Source organism: Streptomyces sp. NPDC020807, assembly GCF_040641575.1.
Taxonomy (GTDB): domain Bacteria; phylum Actinomycetota; class Actinomycetes; order Streptomycetales; family Streptomycetaceae; genus Streptomyces.
Genome location: NZ_JBFADU010000012.1, coordinates 107,592 through 129,296, shown reverse-complemented (window position 1 = coordinate 129,296; position 21,705 = coordinate 107,592). Strand labels below are relative to the sequence as shown.

Genomic DNA, 21,705 nt, shown 5'->3' with positions numbered 1-21,705 from the left:
CCGCCCCCCCTCCAGGTCCCGGGGCCCCGCCCCGCGACCCCGCACAGACCCCGGCCGCGCCGGACGTCCCGTACAACCCGACTCGGCTCCCCCGCCGCGAGGTCAACGGACGCCCGCCGCGGCCGGACCTGTGCCCGCCCGGCCGTTCACGGCCGCGTAACACGTCTCACACCTTCGTCACCGCCGCGAAACATCGAGCGGCATCGGCCGAAACCGCGCTGCGCGAATCTCTGGCCCATAACCGGCCACGCCCCTCAACGGCCGACCGCTCCCCGGCCCCGCCCCGCACAGGCCGCATTGACGACGAGGAGACGCCGATGGCACCAGCCATCACGACCCTGGCAGCAGACGCACCCGAGCTGTCCGCCGCCAACACCGGGTTCATGCTCATCTGCTCCGCCCTGGTCATGCTGATGACCCCGGCACTCGCCTTCTTCTACGGAGGCATGGTCCGCGTCAAGTCCACCCTGAACATGCTGATGATGAGCTTCATCAGCCTCGGCATCGTCACGGTCCTCTGGGTGCTCTTCGGCTTCAGCATGTCCTTCGGCACCGACATCGGCTCCGTCGTCGGCTGGTCCTCCGAGTACCTCGGCCTCAGCGGCATCGGCGTCACCGAACTCTGGGACGGCTACACCATCCCGGTCTACGTCTTCGCCGTCTTCCAGCTGATGTTCGCGATCCTCACCCCCGCGCTCATCAGCGGCGCCCTCGCCGACCGCGTCAAGTTCACCGCCTGGGCGCTCTTCATCACCCTCTGGGTCACGATCGTCTACTTCCCCGTCGCCCACTGGGTCTGGGGCGCGGGCGGCTGGCTCTTCGAGATGGGCGTCATCGACTTCGCCGGCGGCACCGCCGTCCACATCAACGCGGGCGCGGCCGCCCTCGGCGTGATCCTCGTCATCGGCAAGCGCGTCGGCTTCAAGAAGGACCCGATGCGCCCGCACAGCCTCCCGCTGGTCATGCTCGGCGCCGGTCTCCTCTGGTTCGGCTGGTTCGGCTTCAACGCCGGCTCGTGGCTCGGCAACGACGACGGCGTCGGCGCCGTGATGTTCGTCAACACCCAGGTCGCCACCGCCGCCGCCATGCTCGCCTGGCTCGCGTACGAGAAGATCCGCCACGGCTCCTTCACCACCCTCGGCGCCGCCTCCGGCGCGGTCGCCGGCCTCGTCGCCATCACCCCCTCCGGCGGCTCCTGCTCCCCGCTCGGCGCCATCGCCATCGGCGCGATCGCCGGTCTCGTCTGCGCCATGGCCGTCGGCCTCAAGTACAAGTTCGGCTACGACGACTCCCTCGACGTCGTCGGCGTCCACCTCGTCGGCGGTGTCATCGGCTCCCTGCTCGTCGGCTTCTTCGCCACCGGCGGCGTCCAGTCCGACGCCAAGGGCCTCTTCTACGGCGGCGGCCTCGACCAGCTCGGCAAGCAGGCGATCGGCGTCTTCTCCGTCCTCGCCTACTCCCTGATCGCCTCCGCGCTCCTCGCCCTGATCATCGACAAGACGATGGGCATGCGGGTCAGCGAGGACGACGAGGTCTCCGGCGTCGACCAGGTCGAGCACGCCGAGACCGCCTACGACTTCAGCGGCGCCGGCGGCGGCGTCACGGGACGCAGCACCGCCGTACCCGCCCCGGTCGTCACGGAGAACAAGAAGGTGGACGCATGAAGCTCATCACCGCGGTCGTCAAGCCGCACCGGCTCGACGAGATCAAGGAGGCCCTCCAGGCCTTCGGGGTCCACGGCCTGACCGTCACCGAGGCCAGCGGGTACGGTCGCCAGCGCGGCCACACCGAGGTCTACCGGGGCGCCGAGTACACCGTCGACCTCGTGCCGAAGATCCGCATCGAGGTCCTCGTCGAGGACGAGGACGCCGAACAGCTCATCGACGTCGTCGTGAAGGCCGCCAGAACCGGCAAGATCGGAGACGGCAAGGTGTGGAGCGTGCCGGTCGAGACCGCCGTACGGGTCCGCACCGGCGAGCGCGGTCCGGACGCGCTCTGACCGCGGACGCGCCGAAACCACGGACGCACTGTCAGCACACGTGAGGAGCCGCCGGGTGACGAGCACCGACATGAGTGGAACGACCGAAGACTCGGGACCCGGCGGTTACGCGGCGGCCCGGCTGCTCCTTCTCCACGAGAAGGAGCGGTCCGGGCCGCCGCGCCGTTCCGCCCTGGCCCGGCTCACCGACGACTGGCTGGCCGGACTCTTCGCCGCCGCCGCACCGCCCCGCGGGACCGCCCTCGTCGCCGTCGGCGGCTACGGACGCGCCGAACTCTCCCCGCGCAGCGACCTCGACCTCCTCCTGCTCCACGACGGCAGCGCCGACCCCGCCGCCGTCGCCGCCCTCGCTGACCGCGTCTGGTACCCCGTCTGGGACCTCGGCCTCGCCCTCGACCACTCCGTACGGACGCCCGCCGAGGCCCGTACGACCGCGGGGGAGGACCTCAAGGTCCACCTCGGCCTCCTCGACGCCCGGCACGTCGCCGGGGACGCCGGACTCGTCGCCGCCCTGCGCACCACCGTCCTCGCCGACTGGCGCAACCAGGCGCCCAAGCGCCTCCCCGAACTCGACGCCCTCTGCCGCGAACGCGCCGAACGGGCCGGAGAGCTCCAGTACCTCCTCGAACCCGACCTCAAGGAGGCCAGGGGCGGGCTCCGCGACCTCCAGGCGCTGCGGGCCGTCGCCGCCTCCTGGCTCGCCGACGCCCCCCGCGAGGGCCTCGACGCCGCCCGCCGCCGCCTCCTCGACGCCCGCGACGCCCTCCACCTCACCACCGGCCGCGCCACCGACCGGCTCGCCCTCCAGGAACAGGACGCCGTCGCCGGCGAACTCGGCCTCCTCGACGCCGACACCCTGCTCCGCGAGGTGTACGAGGCCGCGCGGACCGTCTCGTACGCCACCGACGTCACCTGGCGCGAGGTCCACCGCGTCCTCAAGGCCCGCTCCGCCCGCCCCCGGCTGCGATCCCTCCTCGGCCGCGGCAACGGCGCGAAACCGCCCGTCGAACGGACCCCGCTCGCCGAGGGCGTCGTCGAGATGGACGGCGAGGCCGTCCTCGCCCTCACCGCCAAACCCGAACGCGACCCCGTCCTCCCTCTGAGGGCCGCCGCCGCGGCCGCCCAGTCCGGCCTGCCCATCTCCCTCCACGCCGTACGCCGACTGGCGGCGGCCGCCAAACCCCTCCCCGTCCCGTGGCCCGCCGAGGCCCGCGAGGAACTCGTCACCCTCCTCGGCGCCGGCGAGGCGACCGTGCCCGTCTGGGAGGCCCTCGAAGCCGAGGGGCTCGTCACCCGGCTCCTCCCCGACTGGGAGCGGGTCCGCTGCCGGCCGCAGCGCAACCCCGTCCACACCTGGACGGTCGACCGCCACCTCGTGGAGACCGCCGTCCGCGCCTCCTCCCTCACCCGCCGCGTCGGCCGCCCCGACCTCCTCCTCGTCGCCGCGCTCCTCCACGACATCGGCAAGGGCTGGCCCGGCGACCACTCCGTCGCCGGCGAGACCATCGCCCGCGACCTCGCCACCCGCATCGGCTTCGACCGCACCGACACCGCCACCGTCGCCACCGTCGTCCGCCACCACCTGCTCCTCGTCGAGACCGCCACCCGGCGCGACCTCGACGACCCGGCCACCGTCCAGTCCGTCGCCACCGCCGTCGGCACCCTCGGCACCCTGGAGCTCCTCCACGCGCTCACCGAGGCCGACGCCCTCGCCACCGGGCCCGCCGCCTGGTCCTCCTGGCGCGCCTCGCTCGTCGCCGACCTCGTCAAACGGGTCGCCGGCGTCCTCGCGGGCGAACCCCTGCCCGACCCCGAGGCGGCCGCGCCCAGCGCCGAACAGGAACGGCTCGCCATGGAGGCCCTGCGCACCGGCGAACCCGTCCTCGCCCTGCGCACCGAGCCCCACGTGACGGAGGACGAGGAGCCCGAGCCCGTCGGCGTCGAACTCCTCATCGCCCTCACCGACCGGCCCGGCGTCCTCCCCGCCGTCGCCGGGGTCCTCGCCCTCCACCGGCTCACCGTCCGCGCCGCCGACCTCCGCGCCGTCGAACTCCCCACCGAGGTGGGCCCCGGCAGCGTCCTCGTCCTCGACTGGCGCGTCGCCGCCGAGTACGGCTCCCTGCCCGAGGCCGCGCGGCTCCGCTCCGACCTCGTCCGCGCCCTCGACGGCACCCTCGACATCCCCGCCCGGCTCGCCGAGCGCGAGGCCGCCTACCCGCGCCGCCGGGGCCTCACCGCCCCGCCGCCCCGCGTCACCGTCGCCGCGGCGGACTCCCGCCTCGCCACCGTCATCGAGGTCCGCGCCCAGGACGCCCCCGGCCTCCTCCACCGCATCGGCCGCGCCCTGGAGGGAGCGGCGGTACGGGTCCGCAGCGCCCACGTCTCCACCCTGGGCGCCAACGCCGTCGACACCCTCTACGTGACCCGCCCGGACGGCACCCTCCTGACGGCCGAGGAGGCGGTCGACCTGGCGGGGGCGGTGGAGAAGGCGCTGCGCTGAGACGCGGCGATCCCGTCCAATTCGACCGGCACGGGTGGTCGCCTCCCGGGGCCGGATACCCTGGGTGGCGACCATCCGCCCCGACCCGAGGATCGCGACCACCGTGTTCGATACGCTTTCCGACCGCCTCAGCGCGACTTTCAAGTCCCTCCGGGGCAAAGGCCGCCTCTCCGAGCAGGACATCGACAGCGCGGCCCGGGAAATCCGTATCGCCCTCCTCGAGGCCGATGTCGCCCTGCCCGTCGTCCGCGCGTTCATCAAGAACGTCAAGGAGCGGGCCCTCGGCGCCGAGGTCTCCAAGGCGCTGAACCCCTCGCAGCAGGTCATCAAGATCGTCAACGACGAGCTGATCTCGATCCTCGGTGGCGAGACCCGCCGCCTGCGGTTCGCGAAGACCGCGCCGACCGTGATCATGCTCGCCGGTCTCCAGGGTGCCGGTAAGACCACCCTCGCCGGAAAGCTCGGTGTCTGGCTGAAGAGCCAGGGGCACTCGCCGCTGCTCGTCGCCTGCGACCTCCAGCGCCCCAACGCCGTCAACCAGCTCTCCGTCGTCGCAGACCGCGCCGGCGTGGCCTTCTACGGCCCGCAGCCGGGCAACGGCGTCGGGGACCCGGTCCAGGTCGCGAAGGACTCGATCGAGTACGCGCGGACCAAGCTGTACGACGTCGTCGTCGTCGACACCGCCGGCCGCCTCGGCATCGACCAGGAGCTGATGCAGCAGGCCGCGGACATCCGCGACGCCGTCAGCCCCGACGAGGTCCTCTTCGTCGTCGACGCCATGATCGGCCAGGACGCGGTCAACACCGCCGAGGCCTTCCGCGACGGCGTCGGCTTCGACGGCGTCGTGCTGTCGAAGCTCGACGGCGACGCCCGCGGTGGTGCCGCGCTCTCCATCGCGCACGTCACCGGCAAGCAGATCATGTTCGCCTCCAACGGCGAGAAGCTCGACGACTTCGACGCGTTCCACCCGGACCGCATGGCGTCGCGCATCCTCGGCATGGGCGACATGCTCTCGCTCATCGAGAAGGCCCAGCAGACCTTCGACGAGGAAGAGGCCACCAAGATGGCCTCGAAGCTCGCCTCGAAGAAGGGCCAGGACTTCACGCTCGACGACTTCCTGGCGCAGATGGAGCAGGTCCGCAAGATGGGCTCCATCTCGAAGCTCCTCGGGATGCTGCCCGGCATGGGCCAGATGAAGGAGCAGATCGCCAACATCGACGAGCGGGACGTCGACCGCACCGCCGCGATCATCAAGTCGATGACCCCGGCCGAGCGCCAGGACCCGACGATCATCAACGGCTCCCGCCGTGCCCGTATCGCCAAGGGTTCGGGTGTCGAGGTCAGCGCCGTGAAGGGGCTGGTCGAGCGGTTCTTCGAGGCCCGCAAGATGATGTCCCGCATGGCCCAGGGCGGCGGCATGCCCGGGATGCCCGGCATCCCCGGCATGGGTGGCGGTCCCGGCCGGCAGAAGAAGCAGATCAAGCAGGCCAAGGGCAAGCGCAAGAGCGGCAACCCGATGAAGCGGAAGGCCGAGGAGCAGGCCGCGGCCGAGCGCCGTGAGCAGGCGCAGGCCGGCGGCGCCTTCGGGCTGCCGGGCGCGGGCCAGAGCCCGCAGGACTTCGAGCTCCCCGACGAGTTCAAGAAGTTCATGAACTGACGCGTGCGCGCGTGGAGGGGCCCGGGGCGGTGCGAAACCGCCCCGGGCCTCTTTTCATACTTTCTTTCACTCCTCCGGCCTGTCTGCTATGCCGGGTTCGTCCCGCTCTCCGATACTGAGGCCATTGCCGCCCCGAGGAGAGAACCACGTGGCCAACCCCGTACCCCCGCGCGACCGGACCGACCAGCCCTGGCGCTCGGAAGGGGCCCCGCCGCCCCCGCCGCCCAAGAGGAGGATGCCGGGCGGCTGGGGGAGCCTGATCCTGACGGCCCTCGCCGTGTACCTGATCGCCAACATCGTGCTCGGGTTCTTCAATGGCGGCGACGGGCCGACGATCTCGTACACCGAGTTCGACAAGCAGGTCGCCGCCGGCAACGTCACCAAGATCTACTCCAAGGGCGACGCGATCCAGGGGCAGCTGAAGAACAAGCAGCCCGTCCCCGACGGCAAGGGCGACTACACCAAGTTCCAGACCCAGCGGCCCGCCTTCGCCGACGACGACCTGTGGTCCCAGCTGACCAAGCAGAACGTCGTGGTCACCGCCGAACCGGTGGTCGTGGAGCGCAGCTTCCTCGCCAACCTCCTCCTCTCCCTCGCCCCGATGCTGCTGCTCGTCGTGCTGTGGATCTTCATCGCCCGGCGGATGAGCGCCGGGATGGGCGGCGGGGCCGGCGGCATGCTCGGCCGCAAGACGCCGCCGAAGCCCGTCGAGGTGGAGGGCGGCAAGCGCACCACCTTCGCGGACGTGGCCGGCATCGACGAGGTCGAGGGCGAGCTCAACGACGTCGTCGACTTTCTGAAGAACCCCGCCTCCTACCGCGAGATGGGCGCCAAGATGCCCCGGGGCGTGCTGCTCGCCGGCCCTCCCGGCACCGGCAAGACGCTGCTCGCCCGGGCCGTGGCGGGCGAGGCCGGGGTGCCGTTCTTCTCCGCTTCCGCCTCCGAGTTCATCGAGATGATCGTCGGCGTCGGCGCCTCCCGGGTCCGCGAGCTCTTCGCCGAGGCCCGCAAGGTCGCCCCGGCGATCATCTTCATCGACGAGATCGACACCATCGGCCGGGCCCGCGGCGGCGGCTCGGGCATGGGCGGCCACGACGAGCGGGAGCAGACGCTCAACCAGATCCTCACCGAGATGGACGGCTTCACCGGCTCCGAGGGCGTCATCGTCCTCGCGGCCACCAACCGCGCCGACGTCCTCGACCCCGCCCTCACCCGGCCCGGCCGCTTCGACCGGGTCGTCCACGTCAACCCGCCGGACCGGGGCGGCCGCGAGGCGATCCTGAGGATCCACACCCGGGCGATCCCGCTCGCCAAGGACGTCGACCTGGAGCAGGTGGCCCGGACGACCCCCGGCATGACCGGCGCCGAACTGGCCAACCTCGCCAACGAGGCGGCCCTCCTCGCCGTCAAGCGCGACCAGAAGGCCGTCACGCAGTCCGACCTCTCGGACGCCCTGGAGAAGGTCCAGCTCGGTGCCGAACGCCCGCTCGTGATGCCGGAGGAGGAGCGGCGCCGCACCGCTTACCACGAGAGCGGGCACGCGCTCCTCGGCATGCTCCAGCCCGGCGCCGACCCGGTCCGCAAGATCACCATCGTGCCGCGCGGCCGCGCCCTCGGCGTCACGCTCTCCACCCCGGACTCCGACAAGTACGCCTACACCGAGGACTACCTGAAGGGCCGGATCATCGGCGCCCTCGGCGGCATGGCGGCCGAGCAGGTCGTCTTCGGCGTCATCACCACCGGTGCCGAGAGCGACCTCGAACAGGTCACCGGCATCGCCCGGGGCATGGCGGGCCGCTGGGGCATGAGCGAGCGCGTCGGCCGGCTGACCGCCATCCCGAGCGACGCCCAGCAGGCGTACGGCCTGTCGGCGGCCCCGGCGACCCTCGACACCGTCGACGAGGAGATGCGCCGGATCGTCGACGAGTGCTACGAGAAGGCGGTACGGCTGCTCGGCGAGCACCGGCCCCAGCTGGACGCCCTGGCCGCCGCCCTCCTCGCCAACGAGACCCTGGAGGAGGACGCGGCCTACGCGGCGGCGGGGATCACGCGCGTGGTGGAGGGCGAGAACGAGAGCAAGAGGGCGGCCTCGGCCGAGGGCGCGGGCGGGGACGAGGGCTGACCCGTCCGCCCACGGGTGTCCGCCCAGGGGTGTCCGCTCACGGGTACGCGTTCCGGGGCCCGCGACCGTCGCGGTCGCGGGCCCCGCGCGTACCGCCGCTACGGCACGCGCGCGAGCACGTACCGGAAGACGTTCGGCATCCACACCGTCCCGTCCGCGCGGACGTACGGCGCGAGCGCCTCCTCGATCTCCTTCTCGACCTGCGAGGGGTCGGTCGCCAGGACCGCCGCGTCGAAGGCGCCCGTCGACAGGAGCCCGCGGACCGCGCTGCCCTCGTCCGCGTACCCGAAGGGGCAGGCGACCCGGCCCGAACCGAAGGACCGCAGCCCCGCCCCGGCCGCCAGCGCCTCCAGGTCGGGACCCGGCGCCGGGTGCCGGTCCGCGAGCCGCGCGGCGATCCGCAGCACCGGTTCCGTCGCGCACCGCTCGGCCGGCCCCCATCCGGCGAGGACGACCGCGGTGCCGGACTGCGCCGTACGGGTGAGGGCGGCGAGCGCGGGGAGGTCCCCGGCCTTCGCGTGGAAGGCGGTGACCACGTCGTACGGCGCACCCTCGGGAGCCTGGGGGAGCCGGTCCGTCAGCACGACCTCTCGGGGGAGCCGCTCCCTCGCCAGCTCCACGCGCGCGTGGTCCCCGTCCACCCCGGTCACCCGGGCGCCCCGCGCCGCCGCCATCAGGAGCGCGAGGCCGGAGCCGCAGCCGAGGCCGAGGAGCCGGGACCCCGGCCCCACACCGAGACGGTCGTACACCGCCTCGTAGAGGGGGACGAGCATGCGTTCCTGGATCTCGGCCCAGTCACGCGCGGGGTGGTGCGGGACGAGCGTAGGTGTCATGGAAAAGCGCCCCAATCCGTGCTTCGGACGACAGCCCCCCGTAGTCAGGGAACTGCGCATCACGGGCCGCGTCCAGTGCTCGCGCCGCACGGGTTGGCCGGGTTTCGCCCGGAGGGAGGGGTGGTGCGCCCGGCCGCGTACGAACCCGGTAATGTCCTCGCAACAGTCCCACCGGGCCGCCCCCGTCCCTCTGAGGGGCGCACGCATCACTGATGCGCGCCGGGGCGTATGCGCTACTACGCACCGGCTTGACGACTCCTGCGCGACTTCTCCGCAGATCGGCGCACTGGCCCTCGTCAGGACGCATCAACGGCAACTGACGGGTACGTGCAAAATATTTGGGATGCCCCGGAATGGAACCCGGCGGCGCTTCGGCTCGTTGTAGACGACGTGAGCACGACACCACCTGTTCTCGCCGCAGAGCTGGCACAGGCGTGGGCCGACATTCAGCGGCACCACCCCGAGCTGCCCGATCTTGCCGCGCCCGAGTCCCTGATCGGAGAGTCCTCGTCCGCCTGCGGCGCCGAGCTCTCCTTCGAACGGCTGCTCCACGAGGCAGTCCACGGCATCGCCGCAGCCCGGGGGGTCCGCGACACCTCCCGGGCCGGCCGCTATCACAACCGCAGATTCCTCGCGATCGCCGAGGAGATGGGGCTCGACCATCCCGAGGAGCCGCACGCGAGCAGCGGCTTCTCCCTGGTCACCCTGAACGCGGAGGCGCGTCGGCGCTACCGGCCGACGATCGAGCGGCTCCAGCGCGCCCTCAAGGCGCACACGGTCGCCACGGCCGCCGACACCAAGCGCTCCTTCCGGGGTCCGGCCGCACGGCACGGCTCCTCGGGCGGCGGCGTCCGGGTCAAGGCGGTCTGCGACTGCGGGCGGAACGTGCGCGTGGTGCCGTCGGTCCTGGCCCAGGCCCCGATCATGTGCGGCGGCTGCGGCAAGCCCTTCCGCATCCCGGAGACGGTGGGCGCCGCCAACTGAGGCGGCGGCGTGTGGCACAATGGCTAGCTGTACTCGACAGTCGCATAGGACCCCTCTCTCCTCCGGCTGACGCGTCCATCGGGCATCCGAGTACCGCAACCCCACGTGGCATCTCAAGTGCCCAACCACGTCAAGACCAGGAGACACCACTCCAGTGGCAGTCAAGATCAAGCTCAAGCGCCTCGGTAAGATCCGCCAGCCGCACTACCGCATCGTCGTCGCCGACTCGCGCACCCGCCGCGACGGTCGTGCGATCGAGGAGATCGGCCTCTACCACCCGACGTACAACCCGTCGCGTATCGAGGTCGACTCCGAGCGTGCGCAGTACTGGCTGTCTGTCGGCGCCCAGCCGACCGAGCCGGTTCTCGCCATCCTCAAGCTCACCGGCGACTGGCAGAAGCACAAGGGCCTGCCGGCTCCGGAGAAGGCCCTGCTCGTCCCGGCCACCAAGGAAGCCAAGCGCGCCTCGTTCGACGAGTTCGCGAAGGCCCTCGAGGGCGGCGACGACAAGGGTGAGGCCATCACCCCCAAGGCCAAGAAGGCCGACAAGAAGGCTGACGAGGCCGAGGCCGCGTCGACCGAGTCGACCGAGGCCTGATCATGCTCGAGGAGGCTCTCGAGCACCTCGTGAAGGGCATCGTCGACAACCCCGACGATGTGCAGGTCGCCTCGCGCAACCTGCGCCGTGGCCGCGTGCTTGAGGTCCGGGTGCACCCCGACGACCTCGGCAAGGTGATCGGCCGCAACGGCCGCACCGCGCGTGCGCTGCGTACCGTCGTGGGCGCCATCGGCGGCCGTGGAATCCGGGTCGACCTCGTCGACGTGGACCAGGTCCGCTGAAAAAGTCGGCCACATCGGTTGAATGATGTGCCGGCACGGGCCGGGGAGGGCTTTAGCCCACCCCGGCCCGTTGTCGTTTTCCGTCGTCCGTACTGCGTGACAGGAGAGTGTGGAGCAGTGCAGTTGGTAGTCGCGCGGGTCGGCCGCGCCCACGGCATCAAGGGCGAGGTGACCGTCGAGGTGCGGACGGACGAGCCCGAGCTCCGGCTCGGCCCCGGCGCCGTCCTGCTCACCGACCCGGCCTCCGCCGGGCCGCTGACCATCGAGTCCGGCAAGGTCCACAGCGGCAAGCTGCTGCTGCGCTTCGAGGGCGTCCGCGACCGCAACGCCGCCGAGGCCCTGCGCAACACCCTCCTCATCGCCGAGATCGACCCCGCCGAGCTGCCGGAGGAGGAGGACGAGTACTACGACCACCAGCTCATGGACCTCGACGTCGTCCTCGCCGACGGCACCGAGATCGGCCGGATCACCGAGATCTCCCACCTGCCGTCCCAGGACCTCTTCATCGTCGAGCGCCCCGACGGCACCGAGCTGATGATCCCGTTCGTCTCCGAGATCGTCACCGAGATCGACCTGGAGGAGCAGCGGGCCGTCATCGACCCGCCGCCCGGCCTGATCGACGACCGCGCCGAGATCGTCTCCTCCCGCGACGACGCGGACCAGGAGGAGGGGTCGGCATGAGGCTCGACGTCGTCACGATCTTCCCGGAGTACCTGGAACCGCTGAACGTCTCGCTCGTCGGCAAGGCGCGCGCCCGGGGGCAGCTCGACGTCCACGTCCACCACCTGCGCGACTGGACGTACGACCGGCACAACACGGTCGACGACACCCCGTACGGCGGCGGTCCCGGCATGGTCATGAAGACCGAGCCCTGGGGCGACGCGCTCGACCAGACGCTCGCCGACGGGTACGAGGCGGGCGCGCGCGGTCCGGTCCTCGTGGTCCCGACCCCCAGCGGCCGGCCCTTCACGCAGGAGCTCGCCGTCGAGCTCTCCGAGCGGCCCTGGCTGATCTTCACCCCGGCCCGGTACGAGGGCATCGACCGGCGCGTCATGGACGAGTACGCCACCCGGATGCCGGTCTACGAGGTCTCCATCGGCGACTACGTCCTCGCGGGCGGCGAGGCCGCCGTCCTCGTCGTCACCGAGGCCGTCGCCCGCCTCCTGCCCGGCGTCCTCGGCAACGCCGAGTCGCACCAGGACGACTCCTTCGCCCCCGGCGCCATGGCCAACCTCCTGGAGGGGCCCGTCTACACGAAGCCCCCGGAGTGGCGCGGCCGCGGCATCCCCGACGTGCTGCTCAGCGGGCACCACGGCAAGATCGCCCGGTGGCGGCGGGACGAGGCCTTCCGGCGTACGGTCGCCAACCGCCCCGACCTCATCGAGCGCTGCGACCCGTCGGCCTTCGACAAGAAGGACCGCGAGGTCCTCTCGATGATGGGATGGGCACCCGAGCCCGGCGGCCGATTTTGGCGCAGGCTCCCCGACGTGGAAGAATAGGCCGCTGCCGTCCGTCCGGCGCGCGCCCCTGCCACAGGGGGACCGACGCCCGCCAGAGACGCACGGCATCCCGATCATCCGAACGTACCGCTGATGACCTGTGGCATCAGCGAGGAAAGAGACCTCCATGGCCTCCCTGCTCGACCAGGTCAACGCGGCCGCGCTCCGCTCCGACCTCCCCGCCTTCCGCCCCGGCGACACCGTGAACGTCCACGTGCGCGTCATCGAAGGCAACCGCTCCCGCATCCAGCAGTTCAAGGGTGTCGTCATCCGCCGCCAGGGCTCGGGCGTCAGCGAGACCTTCACGGTCCGCAAGGTCTCGTTCTCCGTCGGCGTCGAGCGCACCTTCCCGGTCAACAGCCCGATCTTCGAGAAGATCGAGCTCGTGACCCGCGGTGACGTCCGTCGCGCCAAGCTCTACTACCTGCGTGAGCTGCGCGGCAAGGCTGCCAAGATCAAGGAGAAGCGCGACCGCTGAGCCCCGGCTCACCGCTCACGCGGCGCTTGAGGTCCACTCACAGACGGGCCGGATAGGCTCTGTCCCCGATGGACACCGAAGCACAGCACACGGAGCGCGACCCCTCCACCGACACGGAGGAGGGGTCGCGCTCCGCGCGCGTTTCCTGGCGGCGCACGGGGCTCGCGGGCGTCGCCTGCGTGGTCTTCCTGCTGCTCCTGAGCCACTTCGTGATCCAGCCGTTCCTGATCCCCAGCGGCTCGATGCAGCCGACGCTCGACGTCGGCGACCGGATCCTGGTGAACAAGCTGGCGTACCGTTTCGGCAGTGAACCGGAGCGGGGCGACGTCGTCGTCTTCGACGGCACGGGGTCCTTCGTACGGGAGGAGCCCGGCGGCAATCCCGTGGCCGGTCTCCTGCACGACGGCGCGGCCGCCCTCGGCTTCGCCGAGCCCGACGAGACCGACTTCGTGAAGCGGGTCGTCGGCGTCGGCGGCGACCGGGTGGTCTGCTGCGACAAGGACGGACGGCTCACCGTCAACGGCGTCCCCGTCCCGGAGACGTACGTGATGCACGGCGACCGGCCCTCGAGCGTGCCCTTCGACATCGTCGTCCCCGAGGGGAAGCTCTGGGTGATGGGCGACCACCGGAGCCAGTCCAGCGACTCCCGCGACCACCTCGGCAACCCCGGCGGCGGCATGGTCCCCGTCGAGAAGGTCGTCGGGCGGGCCGACTGGATCGCCTGGCCCTTCGGCCGCTGGTCGACCGTGGCGGGGACCGACGCCTTCGCCGCCGTACCGGCCCCGCCCGCCGGCGGGCACGCGACGGGCCCCCGTGGGTAGCCGCGGCCGCACGGCCGACGGCGCGGGCGACGGACCGGCGCCGCTGCCGGGCCGTGCCGAACGGCGCAGGCTCGCCCGCAAGGTCAAGCGGCGCCGGCAGCGCTCGGCGATCCGCGAGATCCCGATCCTCCTCGCCGTCGCCGTCCTCATCGCGCTCGTCCTCAAGACCTTCCTGGTCCAGGCGTTCGTCATCCCGTCGGGATCGATGGAGCAGACGATCCGGATCGACGACCGGGTCCTCGTCGACAAGCTCACCCCCTGGTTCGGCACCCGGCCGCAGCGCGGCGACGTCGTCGTCTTCAAGGACCCCGGCAACTGGCTCCAGGAGGAGACCGCGCCGGCCGAAGACGACCCGATCGGCGTCAAGCAGGTGAAGCAGGCCCTGACCTTCATCGGACTGCTGCCCTCGGCCGACGAGCGCGACCTGATCAAGCGGGTCGTCGCCGTCGGCGGGGACACCGTCCGCTGCTGCGGCGCGGACGGGCGGCTCACCGTCAACGGCGTACCCGTCGAGGAGCCGTACCTGCACCCGGGGAACGAGCCGTCCACGATCCCCTTCGAGGTGAAGGTGCCGGAGGGCCGGATCTTCGTCCTCGGCGACCACCGGGCCAACTCGGCCGACTCGCGCTTCCACCTCGACGAGAAGGACCGCGGCACGATCTCCGAGGACCAGGTCGTGGGGCGGGCCGTCGTGATCGCCTGGCCCGTCTCGCACTGGCGTGGCCTGGAGGAACGGGAGACCTTCACCGCCGTACCGGACGGGCGTACGAGTTCCGATGCGGCGCTCGGTCTGTCGCATAGTGTGTCCTCGCGGGATCTCAATGGATTCCCCGGGCTCCCGACCCCTGCGGAACTTCTGCTCGTTATGGGAGTGATGGGCCTTCCCCTGTTCCGGGGTGGGCAATCGCACGGAGTGAGGAGTGGACGTGGGGGATTTGGCCGTCGGCGCACGATCCGGACACGATGGGCCCGAGAAGAGGGCCGACGAGGCCATCGGTGACGACGTGACAGGTGACGACGTGACGGATGACGACGCGACAGGCGGCGTGACGGGCGGAGGTGCCCCCGGGGGTGGATCGGACGGCGACGAGCCGGCGCACGACCACGACGCGGGCAGGTCGGGCAAGGGCCCGAAGAAGCAGCGTTCCTTCTGGAAGGAGCTGCCCCTCCTCATCGGCATCGCCCTCGTGCTCGCGCTGTTGATCAAGACCTTCCTGGTGCAGGCGTTCTCGATTCCCTCGGAGTCGATGATGAACACCCTGCAGAAGGGCGACCGGGTCCTCGTCGACAAGCTCACCCCGTGGTTCGGCTCCGAGCCCGAGCGCGGAGAGGTCGTCGTCTTCCACGACCCGGGCGGCTGGCTGGAGGGTCAGCCGACCCCCAAGCCGAACGTCGTCCAGAAGTTCCTCAGCTTCATCGGCCTCATGCCGTCGGCAGAGGAGAAGGACCTGATCAAGCGGGTCATCGCGGTCGGCGGCGACACGGTCTCCTGCAAGGAGGGCGGCAAGGTCGTCCTCAACGGCAAGGCCCTGGACGAGAGCGCGTACCTCTACCCGGGCTCCGTGCCGTGCCAGGACTCCTTCGGCCCGATCAAGGTCCCCGAGGACCGCATCTGGGTCATGGGCGACAACCGGCAGAACTCGCTGGACTCCCGCTTCCACCAGCAGCTCCCCGGCGGCGGCACCATCGCCAACGACGGTGTCGTGGGCCGCGCGGTCGTCATCGCCTGGCCGGTGACCCGCTGGGCCACCCTCCCCGTGCCCGACGTCTTCGACCAGCCCGGCCTGAACCAGGCCGTGGCCGCGGCGCCGATCGGCGCGGTGGGCGTGGCCGGAGCGCTCCCGCTGGTGCTGTGGCGCCGCAAGAAGCGCACGGCGGGGCATACCGCCGAGTAGCTTCCCGCGGGTAGATTGCCGTCCCGAACGTCGACAGACCTCTGACGTCGACTGATCCCCTGGGGTGGCGCATGAGCGGGACCATACGAGCGAAGGGCGGCCGCGGCCGCCTCGGCAGCGTGCTGTCGGGGCTGGCCGTGGCCGTCGGCTTTCTGCTCTTCCTCGGCGGCCTCGTCTGGGGCGCCGTGGCCTACCAGCCGTACACCGTGCCCACGGACTCCATGAGCCCCACCATCGCGACCAACTCCAAGGTCCTCGCCGAGCGCATCGACGGCGCCGAGGTGCGGCGCGGCGACGTCGTCGTCTTCGCCGACCCCCTCTGGGGCGGCTCGACGATGGTCAAGCGGGTCGTCGCGGTCGGCGGCGACACCGTCGCCTGCTGCGGCGCCGACGGCCGGCTCACCGTCAACGGCACGCCCGTGGACGAGCCCTACCTCGGGCGCGGGCTCGAGGGCCGGTCCGTCGCGTCCGAGCAGCAGTTCTCCGTCGCCGTCCCCGAGGGAAACCTCTTCCTCCTCGGCGACGACCGCTTCACCTCGCTCGACTCCCGCGCCCACCTGGAGGACGCCGGGCAGGGCACCGTGCCGCGCTCCGCCGTCGTCGGACGGGTCGACGTCGTCGTCTGGCCGGACGGCAGCGCCCTGGAGCGCCCGGCGGGCTTCGCGGGGCTCCCCGGCGGGATCTCGGCTCCGGGGCCCTTCCGTGCCCTCTTCACGGCGATCGCGGCCGGGTGTGTACTGATCCTGGCAGGGGCCGCGTACGGCCCCGTGGCGGGATTCGCGGCCCGGCGCCGGGGGAGGGCGGCGGCCGCGGCACGGGAGAAGGTGGGCGCATGAGGCGGCAGGTGGCCAGGGTCGTCCTCCTCGACCCCGACGACCGCATCCTGCTCCTGCACGGGCACGAGCCGGACGACCCGGCCGACAACTGGTGGTTCACGCCGGGCGGCGGACTCGAGGGCGACGAGACGCGTGCCGAGGCCGCGCTGCGGGAACTCGCCGAGGAGACCGGCATCACCGACGCGGAGCTCGGGCCGGTCCTCTGGCAGCGGTACTGCTCCTTCCCCTTCGACGGACGGCGCTGGGACCAGGACGAGTGGTACTACCTCGCCCGCGTCGGAAGGACCGCCGCCGAGCCCCGGCACCAGGCCCTCACCGAGCTGGAGACCCGCAGCCTCGCGGGCCTCAGATGGTGGACCTCCGCCGAACTGTCGGCGGCGCGTGAGACGGTGTACCCGACCAGACTCGCCGAGCTGCTGCGCACGCTGCTCGACGAGGGACCTCCCGGTGCGCCGGTGGTCCTCGCCCCCGAGATCGTCTAGGGCGCGGGCGGCTGACGCACAATAGGTGGACGCACGGCTGAAGGGGAACATGCCATGAGCGCCGAGGACCTCGAGAAGTACGAGACCGAGATGGAGCTGAAGCTCTACCGGGAGTACCGCGACGTCGTCGGTCTGTTCAAATACGTGATCGAGACCGAGCGGCGCTTCTATCTCACCAACGACTACGAGATGCAGGTGCACTCCGTCCAGGGCGAGGTCTTCTTCGAGGTCAGCATGGCCGACGCCTGGGTCTGGGACATGTACAGGCCGGCCAGGTTCGTCAAGCAGGTCCGCGTCCTCACGTTCAAGGACGTGAACATCGAGGAGCTCAACAAGAGCGACCTCGAACTCCCCGGCAGCTGACCCGCCGCTCACTCTCCCGAGTGAGCGGGTTTTCCACAGCACCACGGTCGTCCACAGCGCCGCACGCGGATCGCCCCGCCACGTCACATTCGGTGACGGAGGTGGTACCGCATGAACAAGACCCAAGCCCTCGGACGGTACGGGGAGGAGCTGGCGACCCGCCGGCTCGCCGCGACCGGCATGCACATCCTCGCCAGGAACTGGCGCTGCGGCCGGGCCGGGGAGATCGACATCGTCGCCCGCGACGGAGACACCCTCGTCATCTGCGAGGTCAAGACCCGACGCCACGGGGCGTACGAGCACCCCATGGCCGCCGTCACCCCGACCAAGGCCGAGCGGCTCCGCCGGCTCGCCGCCTGCTGGCTCGACCGCAGCGGCGTCCCGGCCCCCGCCGGGGGCGTCCGCATCGACCTCGTCGGCATCGTCCTGCCCCGCAGGGGCGCCCCCGTGCTCACCCACGCGCAGGGGGTGGCCTGATGGGATTCGCCCGCACCTGCTCCGTCGCGCTCGTCGGCGTCGAGGGCGTCGTCGTCGAGGTCCAGGCCGACCTCGAACCCGGCGTCGCCGCCTTCACCCTCGTCGGCCTCCCCGACAAGAGCCTCAGCGAGAGCCGCGACCGCGTGCGCGCGGCAGTCGTCAACTCCGGTGCCGAATGGCCCCAGAAGAAGCTGACCGTCGGACTCAGCCCGGCGTCCGTGCCGAAGAGCGGCAGCGGTTTTGATCTGGCCGTGGCGGCCGCCGTGCTCGGCGCCGCCGAACGCCTCGACCCCGCCGCCATCGCCGACCTCGTCCTCATCGGAGAACTCGGGCTCGACGGGCGGGTCCGGCCCGTCCGCGGCGTCCTGCCCGCGGTCCTCGCCGCCGCCGAAGCCGGATACCGCCAGGTCGTCGTCCCCGAACAGACCGCGGGCGAGGCCTCCCTCGTCCCGGGCGTCTCCGTCCTCGGCGTCCGCACACTCCGTCAACTGATCGCCGTCCTCACCGACGAACCCGTCCCCGACGAGGAAGCGGCCGAGGAGGGCAGGCCCGACGCCATGCTCGCCGGACTCCTCGTCCCCGGAGCCGGCATCGGCACCGGACTCAGCACCGGCTCCGCCGAGGGCCCCGACCTCGCCGACGTCGCCGGGCAGCACCGGGCCCGCCGCGCCCTGGAGATCGCCGCCGCCGGCAGCCACCACCTGCTGCTCTCCGGCCCGCCGGGTGCCGGGAAGACCATGCTGGCCGAGCGGCTCCCCGGCATCCTCCCGCCCCTCACCCGACAGGAGTCCCTCGAAGTCACCGCCGTCCACTCCGTCGCGGGCATCCTCCCGCCCGGCGAACCCCTCGTCCGACGCGCGCCCTACTGCTCCCCGCACCACTCCGCGACCATGCAGTCCCTGGTCGGCGGCGGCAACGGCCTCCCGAGGCCCGGCGCCGTCTCCCTGGCACACCGGGGAATCCTCTTCCTGGACGAGGCGCCGGAGTTCTCCGGCAAGGTCCTCGACGCGCTCCGCCAACCCCTCGAATCCGGGCACGTCGTCATCGCCCGGGCGGCCGGAGTCGTCCGGCTGCCCGCCCGGTTCCTCTTGGTCCTCGCCGCCAACCCCTGCCCCTGCGGACGGCACAGCCTCCACGGCTCCGACTGCGAGTGCCCCGCCTCGCTCGTCCGCCGCTACCAGGCACGGCTGTCGGGGCCCCTGCTCGACCGCGTCGACCTGCGCGTCGAGGCCGAACCCGTCACCCGCGCCGACCTCCTCGGGCAGGGAGGGCGCGGCGAGAGCACCGCCGCCGTCGCCGCCCGCGTCCAGGAGGCCAGGGAGCGGGCCGCCGCCCGGTTGGCCGGCACCCCCTGGAGCGTCAACAGCGAGATCCCCGGCCAGGAGCTCCGTACCCGCTACCTCGCCGCCCCCGGCGCCCTCGCCACCGCCGAGCGGGACATGGAGCGCGGCCTGCTCACCGCACGCGGCCTCGACCGGGTCCTCCGCGTCGCCTGGACCGTCGCCGACCTCGCGGGCCACGACCGGCCCGACGGCCGGGACATCGCCCTGGCCCTCGAAATGCGGACGGGCGTCACACGAGGCGTCCCCGTGGGCGCGGGGGAGTACGCATGACCGGGGCCGAGCGCGCGGGTGGCGCGGTCGCCCCGGACGAGCGGCTCGCCCGGGCCGCGTTGACGCGGGTGCTGGAGCCCGGGGACGAGCACGCGGGGCGGTGGCTGCGGAGCTACGGGGCCGTCGGATTCCTCGAACGGCTCCTCGGGGGCGGCGAGGACGTCTGCCCCGGGACCGGCGGGAAACGCGTCGAGGGGTGGCGGCGACGGGCCGCGGGGGCCGAGCCCGCCCGGGACCTCGACGCCGTCCGGCGGGACGGCGGACGGTTCCTCGTCCCCGGCGACCTCGAGTGGCCGCGTCAACTCGACGACCTCGGCGACGCCCGGCCCGTCGGGCTCTGGGTCCGCGGCCCCGCCGACCTGAGGACCTGGGCCCTGCGCTCGGTCGCCCTCGTCGGCGCCCGCGCCTGTACCCCGTACGGCGCCCACATCGCCGCCGACCTCGCCACCGGCCTCGCCCGGCGGGGCTGGGTCGTCGTCTCCGGCGCGGCCTACGGCATCGACGGTGCCGCCCACCGCGGCGCCCTCGCCGCCGGCGGGGCCACCGTCGCCGTCCTCGCCTGCGGCATCGACACCCCCTATCCCCGGGGCCACGCCCAACTCATCGGCCGCATCGCGGAACAGGGCCTCGTCCTCGGCGAACTCCCGCCCGAGAGCCACCCCACACCCGCCAGGTTCATCCTCCGCAACCGCGTCATCGCCGCCCTCACCCGCGGCACGGTCGTCGTCGAGGCCCGCCACCGCAGCGGCTCCCTCGCCACCGCACGGACCGCCGCCCGCCTGGGCCGCCACACGATGGCCGTCCCCGGCCCGGCCACCAGCGCGTTGTCCGCCGGGGCCCACGAACTCCTGCGCGGCGACGCCACCCTCGTCACCGACGCCGACGAGATCGTCGAACTCGTCGGCGACATGGGCGAACTCGCCCCCGCACGACGCGGCCCCGTCCTCCCGCGCGACCTGCTCGCCCCCGCCGCCGCGCACGTCCTCGAAGCCGTCCCGGCCCGGGGGCCCACCCCGACCACCGAGATCGCCCGGCGCGCCGGAACCGGCCCCGACGAGACGCTCGCCCGCCTGTACGAACTCCACTCGCTCGGCTTCGTCGAACGGTACGGAATCGGCTGGCAGTTGACGAACAACGGCACGCGCCCTTCGAACGCGCGGCGAGGCGATACTTGACCTGGGGCATTCGGGTGACAGGGTGAAGCCGATGAACACCCGAGTTCTCTCGGCCGGATCCGAGGGGCCGCGACGCGCCACGGCCCGGGTTCGAAGATGTGGCCGACGGCGTCCACCCGGACCGGCGCGATCCGCCGCCGTGCGCGCACCGCGACAGCTCACTCACGCTACGCTCACCAGGACTCCCCACAGGACACCTTCACCGACACACCCGACGGCAGAACGGCTCAAGGCAACGCATGCCCCAGCACACCTCCGGGTCTGACCGCGCTGCGGTGCCCCCAGCAGCCCGGGGCGCCGTGCGACCGTCCGCACCGACCTCGCTCGACGAGCTGTGGCGGTCGTACAAGGACACGGGCGACGAGCGCCTGCGGGAGCAACTGATCCTGCACTACTCGCCGCTGGTCAAGTACGTCGCCGGCCGGGTCAGCGTGGGGCTGCCGTCCAACGTGGAGCAGGCCGACTTCGTCTCCTCCGGCGTCTTCGGCCTCATCGACGCCATCGAGAAGTTCGACGTCGAGCGGGCCATCAAGTTCGAGACGTACGCGATCACCCGCATCCGCGGCGCCATGATCGACGAACTCCGGGCCCTGGACTGGATCCCGCGCTCCGTCCGCCAGAAGGCCCGCAACGTCGAACGCGCCTACGCGACCCTCGAAGCCCAGCTCAGGCGCACCCCCACCGAGAGCGAGGTCGCCGCCGAGCTCGACGTGACACTCGAGGAACTGCACGCTGTTTTCAGCCAGTTGTCCCTGGCCAACGTGGTCGCCCTCGAAGAGCTCCTGCACGTCGGCGGCGAGGGCGGCGACCGGCTCTCCCTGATGGACACCCTGGAGGACACGGCGGCCGACAACCCCGTCGAGGTCGCCGAGGACCGGGAGCTGCGGCGCCTGCTCGCCCGCGCGATCAACACGCTCCCCGAGCGCGAGAAGACGGTCGTCACCCTCTACTACTACGAGGGCCTCACCCTGGCCGAGATCGGCCACGTCCTCGGCGTCACCGAGAGCCGCGTCAGCCAGATTCACACCAAATCGGTCCTCCAGCTCCGAGCCAAGCTGGCCGACGTCGGACGCTGAGACAGCCGGGGCCGGTCGTACAGTGGACGGGTGCCCAGGATTCGAGCGGCCTCGG

Annotated in this window: 22 protein-coding genes; 21 read left to right on the top strand and 1 reads right to left on the bottom strand. The window is 72.2% G+C overall.

What is annotated here, in order from left to right:
* The first annotated feature begins 317 nt into the window (after window positions 1-317).
* The 5 genes from AB0G79_RS19525 (at window position 318) to ftsH (ending at window position 8,278) form a co-directional block, all read left to right on the top strand.
* On the top strand, window positions 318-1,664 hold the full coding sequence (locus tag AB0G79_RS19525; RefSeq protein WP_360807988.1) for an ammonium transporter: 1,347 nt from the start codon (window positions 318-320) through the stop codon (window positions 1,662-1,664).
* Entirely contained in the window at window positions 1,661-1,999 is a 339-nt protein-coding gene (locus AB0G79_RS19520; protein ID WP_015036464.1) for a P-II family nitrogen regulator, read from the top strand. The genes AB0G79_RS19525 and AB0G79_RS19520 overlap by 4 nt, the downstream gene beginning before the upstream one ends.
* 55 nt (window positions 2,000-2,054) lie before the next feature.
* Complete coding sequence (locus AB0G79_RS19515; protein WP_360807986.1) at window positions 2,055-4,499, top strand: [protein-PII] uridylyltransferase; 2,445 nt, start codon at window positions 2,055-2,057, stop codon at window positions 4,497-4,499.
* 103 nt (window positions 4,500-4,602) lie between these two features.
* Window positions 4,603-6,156: a signal recognition particle protein gene (gene ffh, locus AB0G79_RS19510; protein WP_360807984.1), complete on the top strand. Its 1,554-nt coding sequence runs from the start codon at window positions 4,603-4,605 to the stop codon at window positions 6,154-6,156.
* Window positions 6,157-6,304: 148 nt separating this feature from the next.
* Window positions 6,305-8,278 carry an ATP-dependent zinc metalloprotease FtsH gene (gene ftsH, locus AB0G79_RS19505; protein WP_360807982.1) on the top strand — a complete coding sequence of 658 codons (1,974 nt, stop codon included), beginning with the start codon at window positions 6,305-6,307 and terminating at the stop codon, window positions 8,276-8,278.
* A gap of 98 nt (window positions 8,279-8,376) precedes the next feature.
* On the opposite strand, the gene AB0G79_RS19500 is transcribed toward ftsH, so the two are convergent.
* Window positions 8,377-9,111: a methyltransferase domain-containing protein gene (locus AB0G79_RS19500; RefSeq protein ID WP_360807980.1), complete on the bottom strand. Its 735-nt coding sequence runs from the start codon at window positions 9,109-9,111 to the stop codon at window positions 8,377-8,379.
* Between the two features lie 390 nt (window positions 9,112-9,501).
* Between AB0G79_RS19500 and AB0G79_RS19495 the strand changes: the two genes are divergently transcribed.
* The 16 genes from AB0G79_RS19495 (at window position 9,502) to whiG (ending at window position 21,650) form a co-directional block, all read left to right on the top strand.
* Window positions 9,502-10,095 carry a hypothetical protein gene (locus tag AB0G79_RS19495; RefSeq protein WP_360807978.1) on the top strand — a complete coding sequence of 198 codons (594 nt, stop codon included), beginning with the start codon at window positions 9,502-9,504 and terminating at the stop codon, window positions 10,093-10,095.
* 154 nt (window positions 10,096-10,249) lie between these two features.
* A complete protein-coding gene (gene rpsP, locus AB0G79_RS19490; RefSeq protein ID WP_030325634.1) occupies window positions 10,250-10,693 on the top strand; it encodes a 30S ribosomal protein S16 in 444 nt (147 codons plus the stop codon).
* Window positions 10,694-10,695: 2 nt separating this feature from the next.
* Entirely contained in the window at window positions 10,696-10,935 is a 240-nt protein-coding gene (locus AB0G79_RS19485; protein WP_005311361.1) for an RNA-binding protein, read from the top strand.
* A gap of 117 nt (window positions 10,936-11,052) precedes the next feature.
* Window positions 11,053-11,616, top strand: a complete 564-nt coding sequence (gene rimM / locus AB0G79_RS19480; RefSeq protein WP_360807976.1) for a ribosome maturation factor RimM — start codon at window positions 11,053-11,055, stop codon at window positions 11,614-11,616.
* Window positions 11,613-12,434, top strand: a complete 822-nt coding sequence (gene trmD, locus AB0G79_RS19475; RefSeq protein ID WP_360807974.1) for a tRNA (guanosine(37)-N1)-methyltransferase TrmD — start codon at window positions 11,613-11,615, stop codon at window positions 12,432-12,434. Before rimM ends, trmD begins: the two co-directional genes overlap by 4 nt.
* A 127-nt stretch (window positions 12,435-12,561) precedes the next feature.
* Window positions 12,562-12,912 (top strand): 50S ribosomal protein L19, encoded by a 351-nt coding sequence (gene rplS, locus AB0G79_RS19470; RefSeq protein WP_317874030.1) that lies wholly within the window; start codon window positions 12,562-12,564, stop codon window positions 12,910-12,912.
* A 68-nt stretch (window positions 12,913-12,980) separates the two neighbouring features.
* Window positions 12,981-13,733: a signal peptidase I gene (lepB, locus tag AB0G79_RS19465; RefSeq protein WP_360807972.1), complete on the top strand. Its 753-nt coding sequence runs from the start codon at window positions 12,981-12,983 to the stop codon at window positions 13,731-13,733.
* Entirely contained in the window at window positions 13,726-14,733 is a 1,008-nt protein-coding gene (lepB, locus tag AB0G79_RS19460; RefSeq protein ID WP_360807970.1) for a signal peptidase I, read from the top strand. The genes lepB (AB0G79_RS19465) and lepB (AB0G79_RS19460) overlap by 8 nt, the downstream gene beginning before the upstream one ends.
* Window positions 14,669-15,628, top strand: a complete 960-nt coding sequence (lepB, locus tag AB0G79_RS19455; RefSeq protein ID WP_360808064.1) for a signal peptidase I — start codon at window positions 14,669-14,671, stop codon at window positions 15,626-15,628. The genes lepB (AB0G79_RS19460) and lepB (AB0G79_RS19455) overlap by 65 nt, the downstream gene beginning before the upstream one ends.
* A gap of 71 nt (window positions 15,629-15,699) precedes the next feature.
* Window positions 15,700-16,464, top strand: coding sequence for a signal peptidase I (gene lepB, locus AB0G79_RS19450; protein ID WP_360807968.1), 765 nt, complete (start codon window positions 15,700-15,702; stop codon window positions 16,462-16,464).
* The gene (locus AB0G79_RS19445; RefSeq protein WP_360807966.1) at window positions 16,461-16,946 is read left to right on the top strand and encodes an NUDIX hydrolase; all 486 of its coding nucleotides are present in this window, start codon (window positions 16,461-16,463) and stop codon (window positions 16,944-16,946) included. Before lepB (AB0G79_RS19450) ends, AB0G79_RS19445 begins: the two co-directional genes overlap by 4 nt.
* A gap of 54 nt (window positions 16,947-17,000) precedes the next feature.
* Window positions 17,001-17,309, top strand: coding sequence for a DUF2469 domain-containing protein (locus tag AB0G79_RS19440; RefSeq protein ID WP_005311352.1), 309 nt, complete (start codon window positions 17,001-17,003; stop codon window positions 17,307-17,309).
* A gap of 111 nt (window positions 17,310-17,420) precedes the next feature.
* Complete coding sequence (locus AB0G79_RS19435; RefSeq protein ID WP_360807964.1) at window positions 17,421-17,786, top strand: YraN family protein; 366 nt, start codon at window positions 17,421-17,423, stop codon at window positions 17,784-17,786.
* A complete protein-coding gene (locus tag AB0G79_RS19430) occupies window positions 17,786-19,399 on the top strand; it encodes a YifB family Mg chelatase-like AAA ATPase (RefSeq protein WP_360807962.1) in 1,614 nt (537 codons plus the stop codon). The genes AB0G79_RS19435 and AB0G79_RS19430 overlap by 1 nt, the downstream gene beginning before the upstream one ends.
* The gene (dprA, locus tag AB0G79_RS19425; RefSeq protein WP_360807960.1) at window positions 19,396-20,574 is read left to right on the top strand and encodes a DNA-processing protein DprA; all 1,179 of its coding nucleotides are present in this window, start codon (window positions 19,396-19,398) and stop codon (window positions 20,572-20,574) included. Before AB0G79_RS19430 ends, dprA begins: the two co-directional genes overlap by 4 nt.
* 239 nt (window positions 20,575-20,813) lie before the next feature.
* Window positions 20,814-21,650 carry an RNA polymerase sigma factor WhiG gene (gene whiG / locus AB0G79_RS19420; RefSeq protein ID WP_360807958.1) on the top strand — a complete coding sequence of 279 codons (837 nt, stop codon included), beginning with the start codon at window positions 20,814-20,816 and terminating at the stop codon, window positions 21,648-21,650.
* Window positions 21,651-21,705: the final 55 nt, after the last annotated feature.

What these genes read in the sequence shown, in the direction of transcription:
- AB0G79_RS19525 (WP_360807988.1), top strand. Translation starts at nt 318, where the DNA reads ATGGCACCAGCCATCACGACCCTGGCAGCAGACGCACCCGAGCTGTCC.
- AB0G79_RS19520 (WP_015036464.1), top strand. Translation starts at nt 1,661, where the DNA reads ATGAAGCTCATCACCGCGGTCGTCAAGCCGCACCGGCTCGACGAGATC.
- AB0G79_RS19500 (WP_360807980.1), bottom strand. Translation starts at nt 9,111, where the DNA reads ATGACACCTACGCTCGTCCCGCACCACCCCGCGCGTGACTGGGCCGAG.
- AB0G79_RS19485 (WP_005311361.1), top strand. Translation starts at nt 10,696, where the DNA reads ATGCTCGAGGAGGCTCTCGAGCACCTCGTGAAGGGCATCGTCGACAAC.
- trmD (WP_360807974.1), top strand. Translation starts at nt 11,613, where the DNA reads ATGAGGCTCGACGTCGTCACGATCTTCCCGGAGTACCTGGAACCGCTG.
- rplS (WP_317874030.1), top strand. Translation starts at nt 12,562, where the DNA reads ATGGCCTCCCTGCTCGACCAGGTCAACGCGGCCGCGCTCCGCTCCGAC.
- lepB (WP_360807972.1), top strand. Translation starts at nt 12,981, where the DNA reads ATGGACACCGAAGCACAGCACACGGAGCGCGACCCCTCCACCGACACG.
- lepB (WP_360807968.1), top strand. Translation starts at nt 15,700, where the DNA reads ATGAGCGGGACCATACGAGCGAAGGGCGGCCGCGGCCGCCTCGGCAGC.
- AB0G79_RS19445 (WP_360807966.1), top strand. Translation starts at nt 16,461, where the DNA reads ATGAGGCGGCAGGTGGCCAGGGTCGTCCTCCTCGACCCCGACGACCGC.
- AB0G79_RS19440 (WP_005311352.1), top strand. Translation starts at nt 17,001, where the DNA reads ATGAGCGCCGAGGACCTCGAGAAGTACGAGACCGAGATGGAGCTGAAG.
- AB0G79_RS19435 (WP_360807964.1), top strand. Translation starts at nt 17,421, where the DNA reads ATGAACAAGACCCAAGCCCTCGGACGGTACGGGGAGGAGCTGGCGACC.
- AB0G79_RS19430 (WP_360807962.1), top strand. Translation starts at nt 17,786, where the DNA reads ATGGGATTCGCCCGCACCTGCTCCGTCGCGCTCGTCGGCGTCGAGGGC.
- dprA (WP_360807960.1), top strand. Translation starts at nt 19,396, where the DNA reads ATGACCGGGGCCGAGCGCGCGGGTGGCGCGGTCGCCCCGGACGAGCGG.
- whiG (WP_360807958.1), top strand. Translation starts at nt 20,814, where the DNA reads ATGCCCCAGCACACCTCCGGGTCTGACCGCGCTGCGGTGCCCCCAGCA.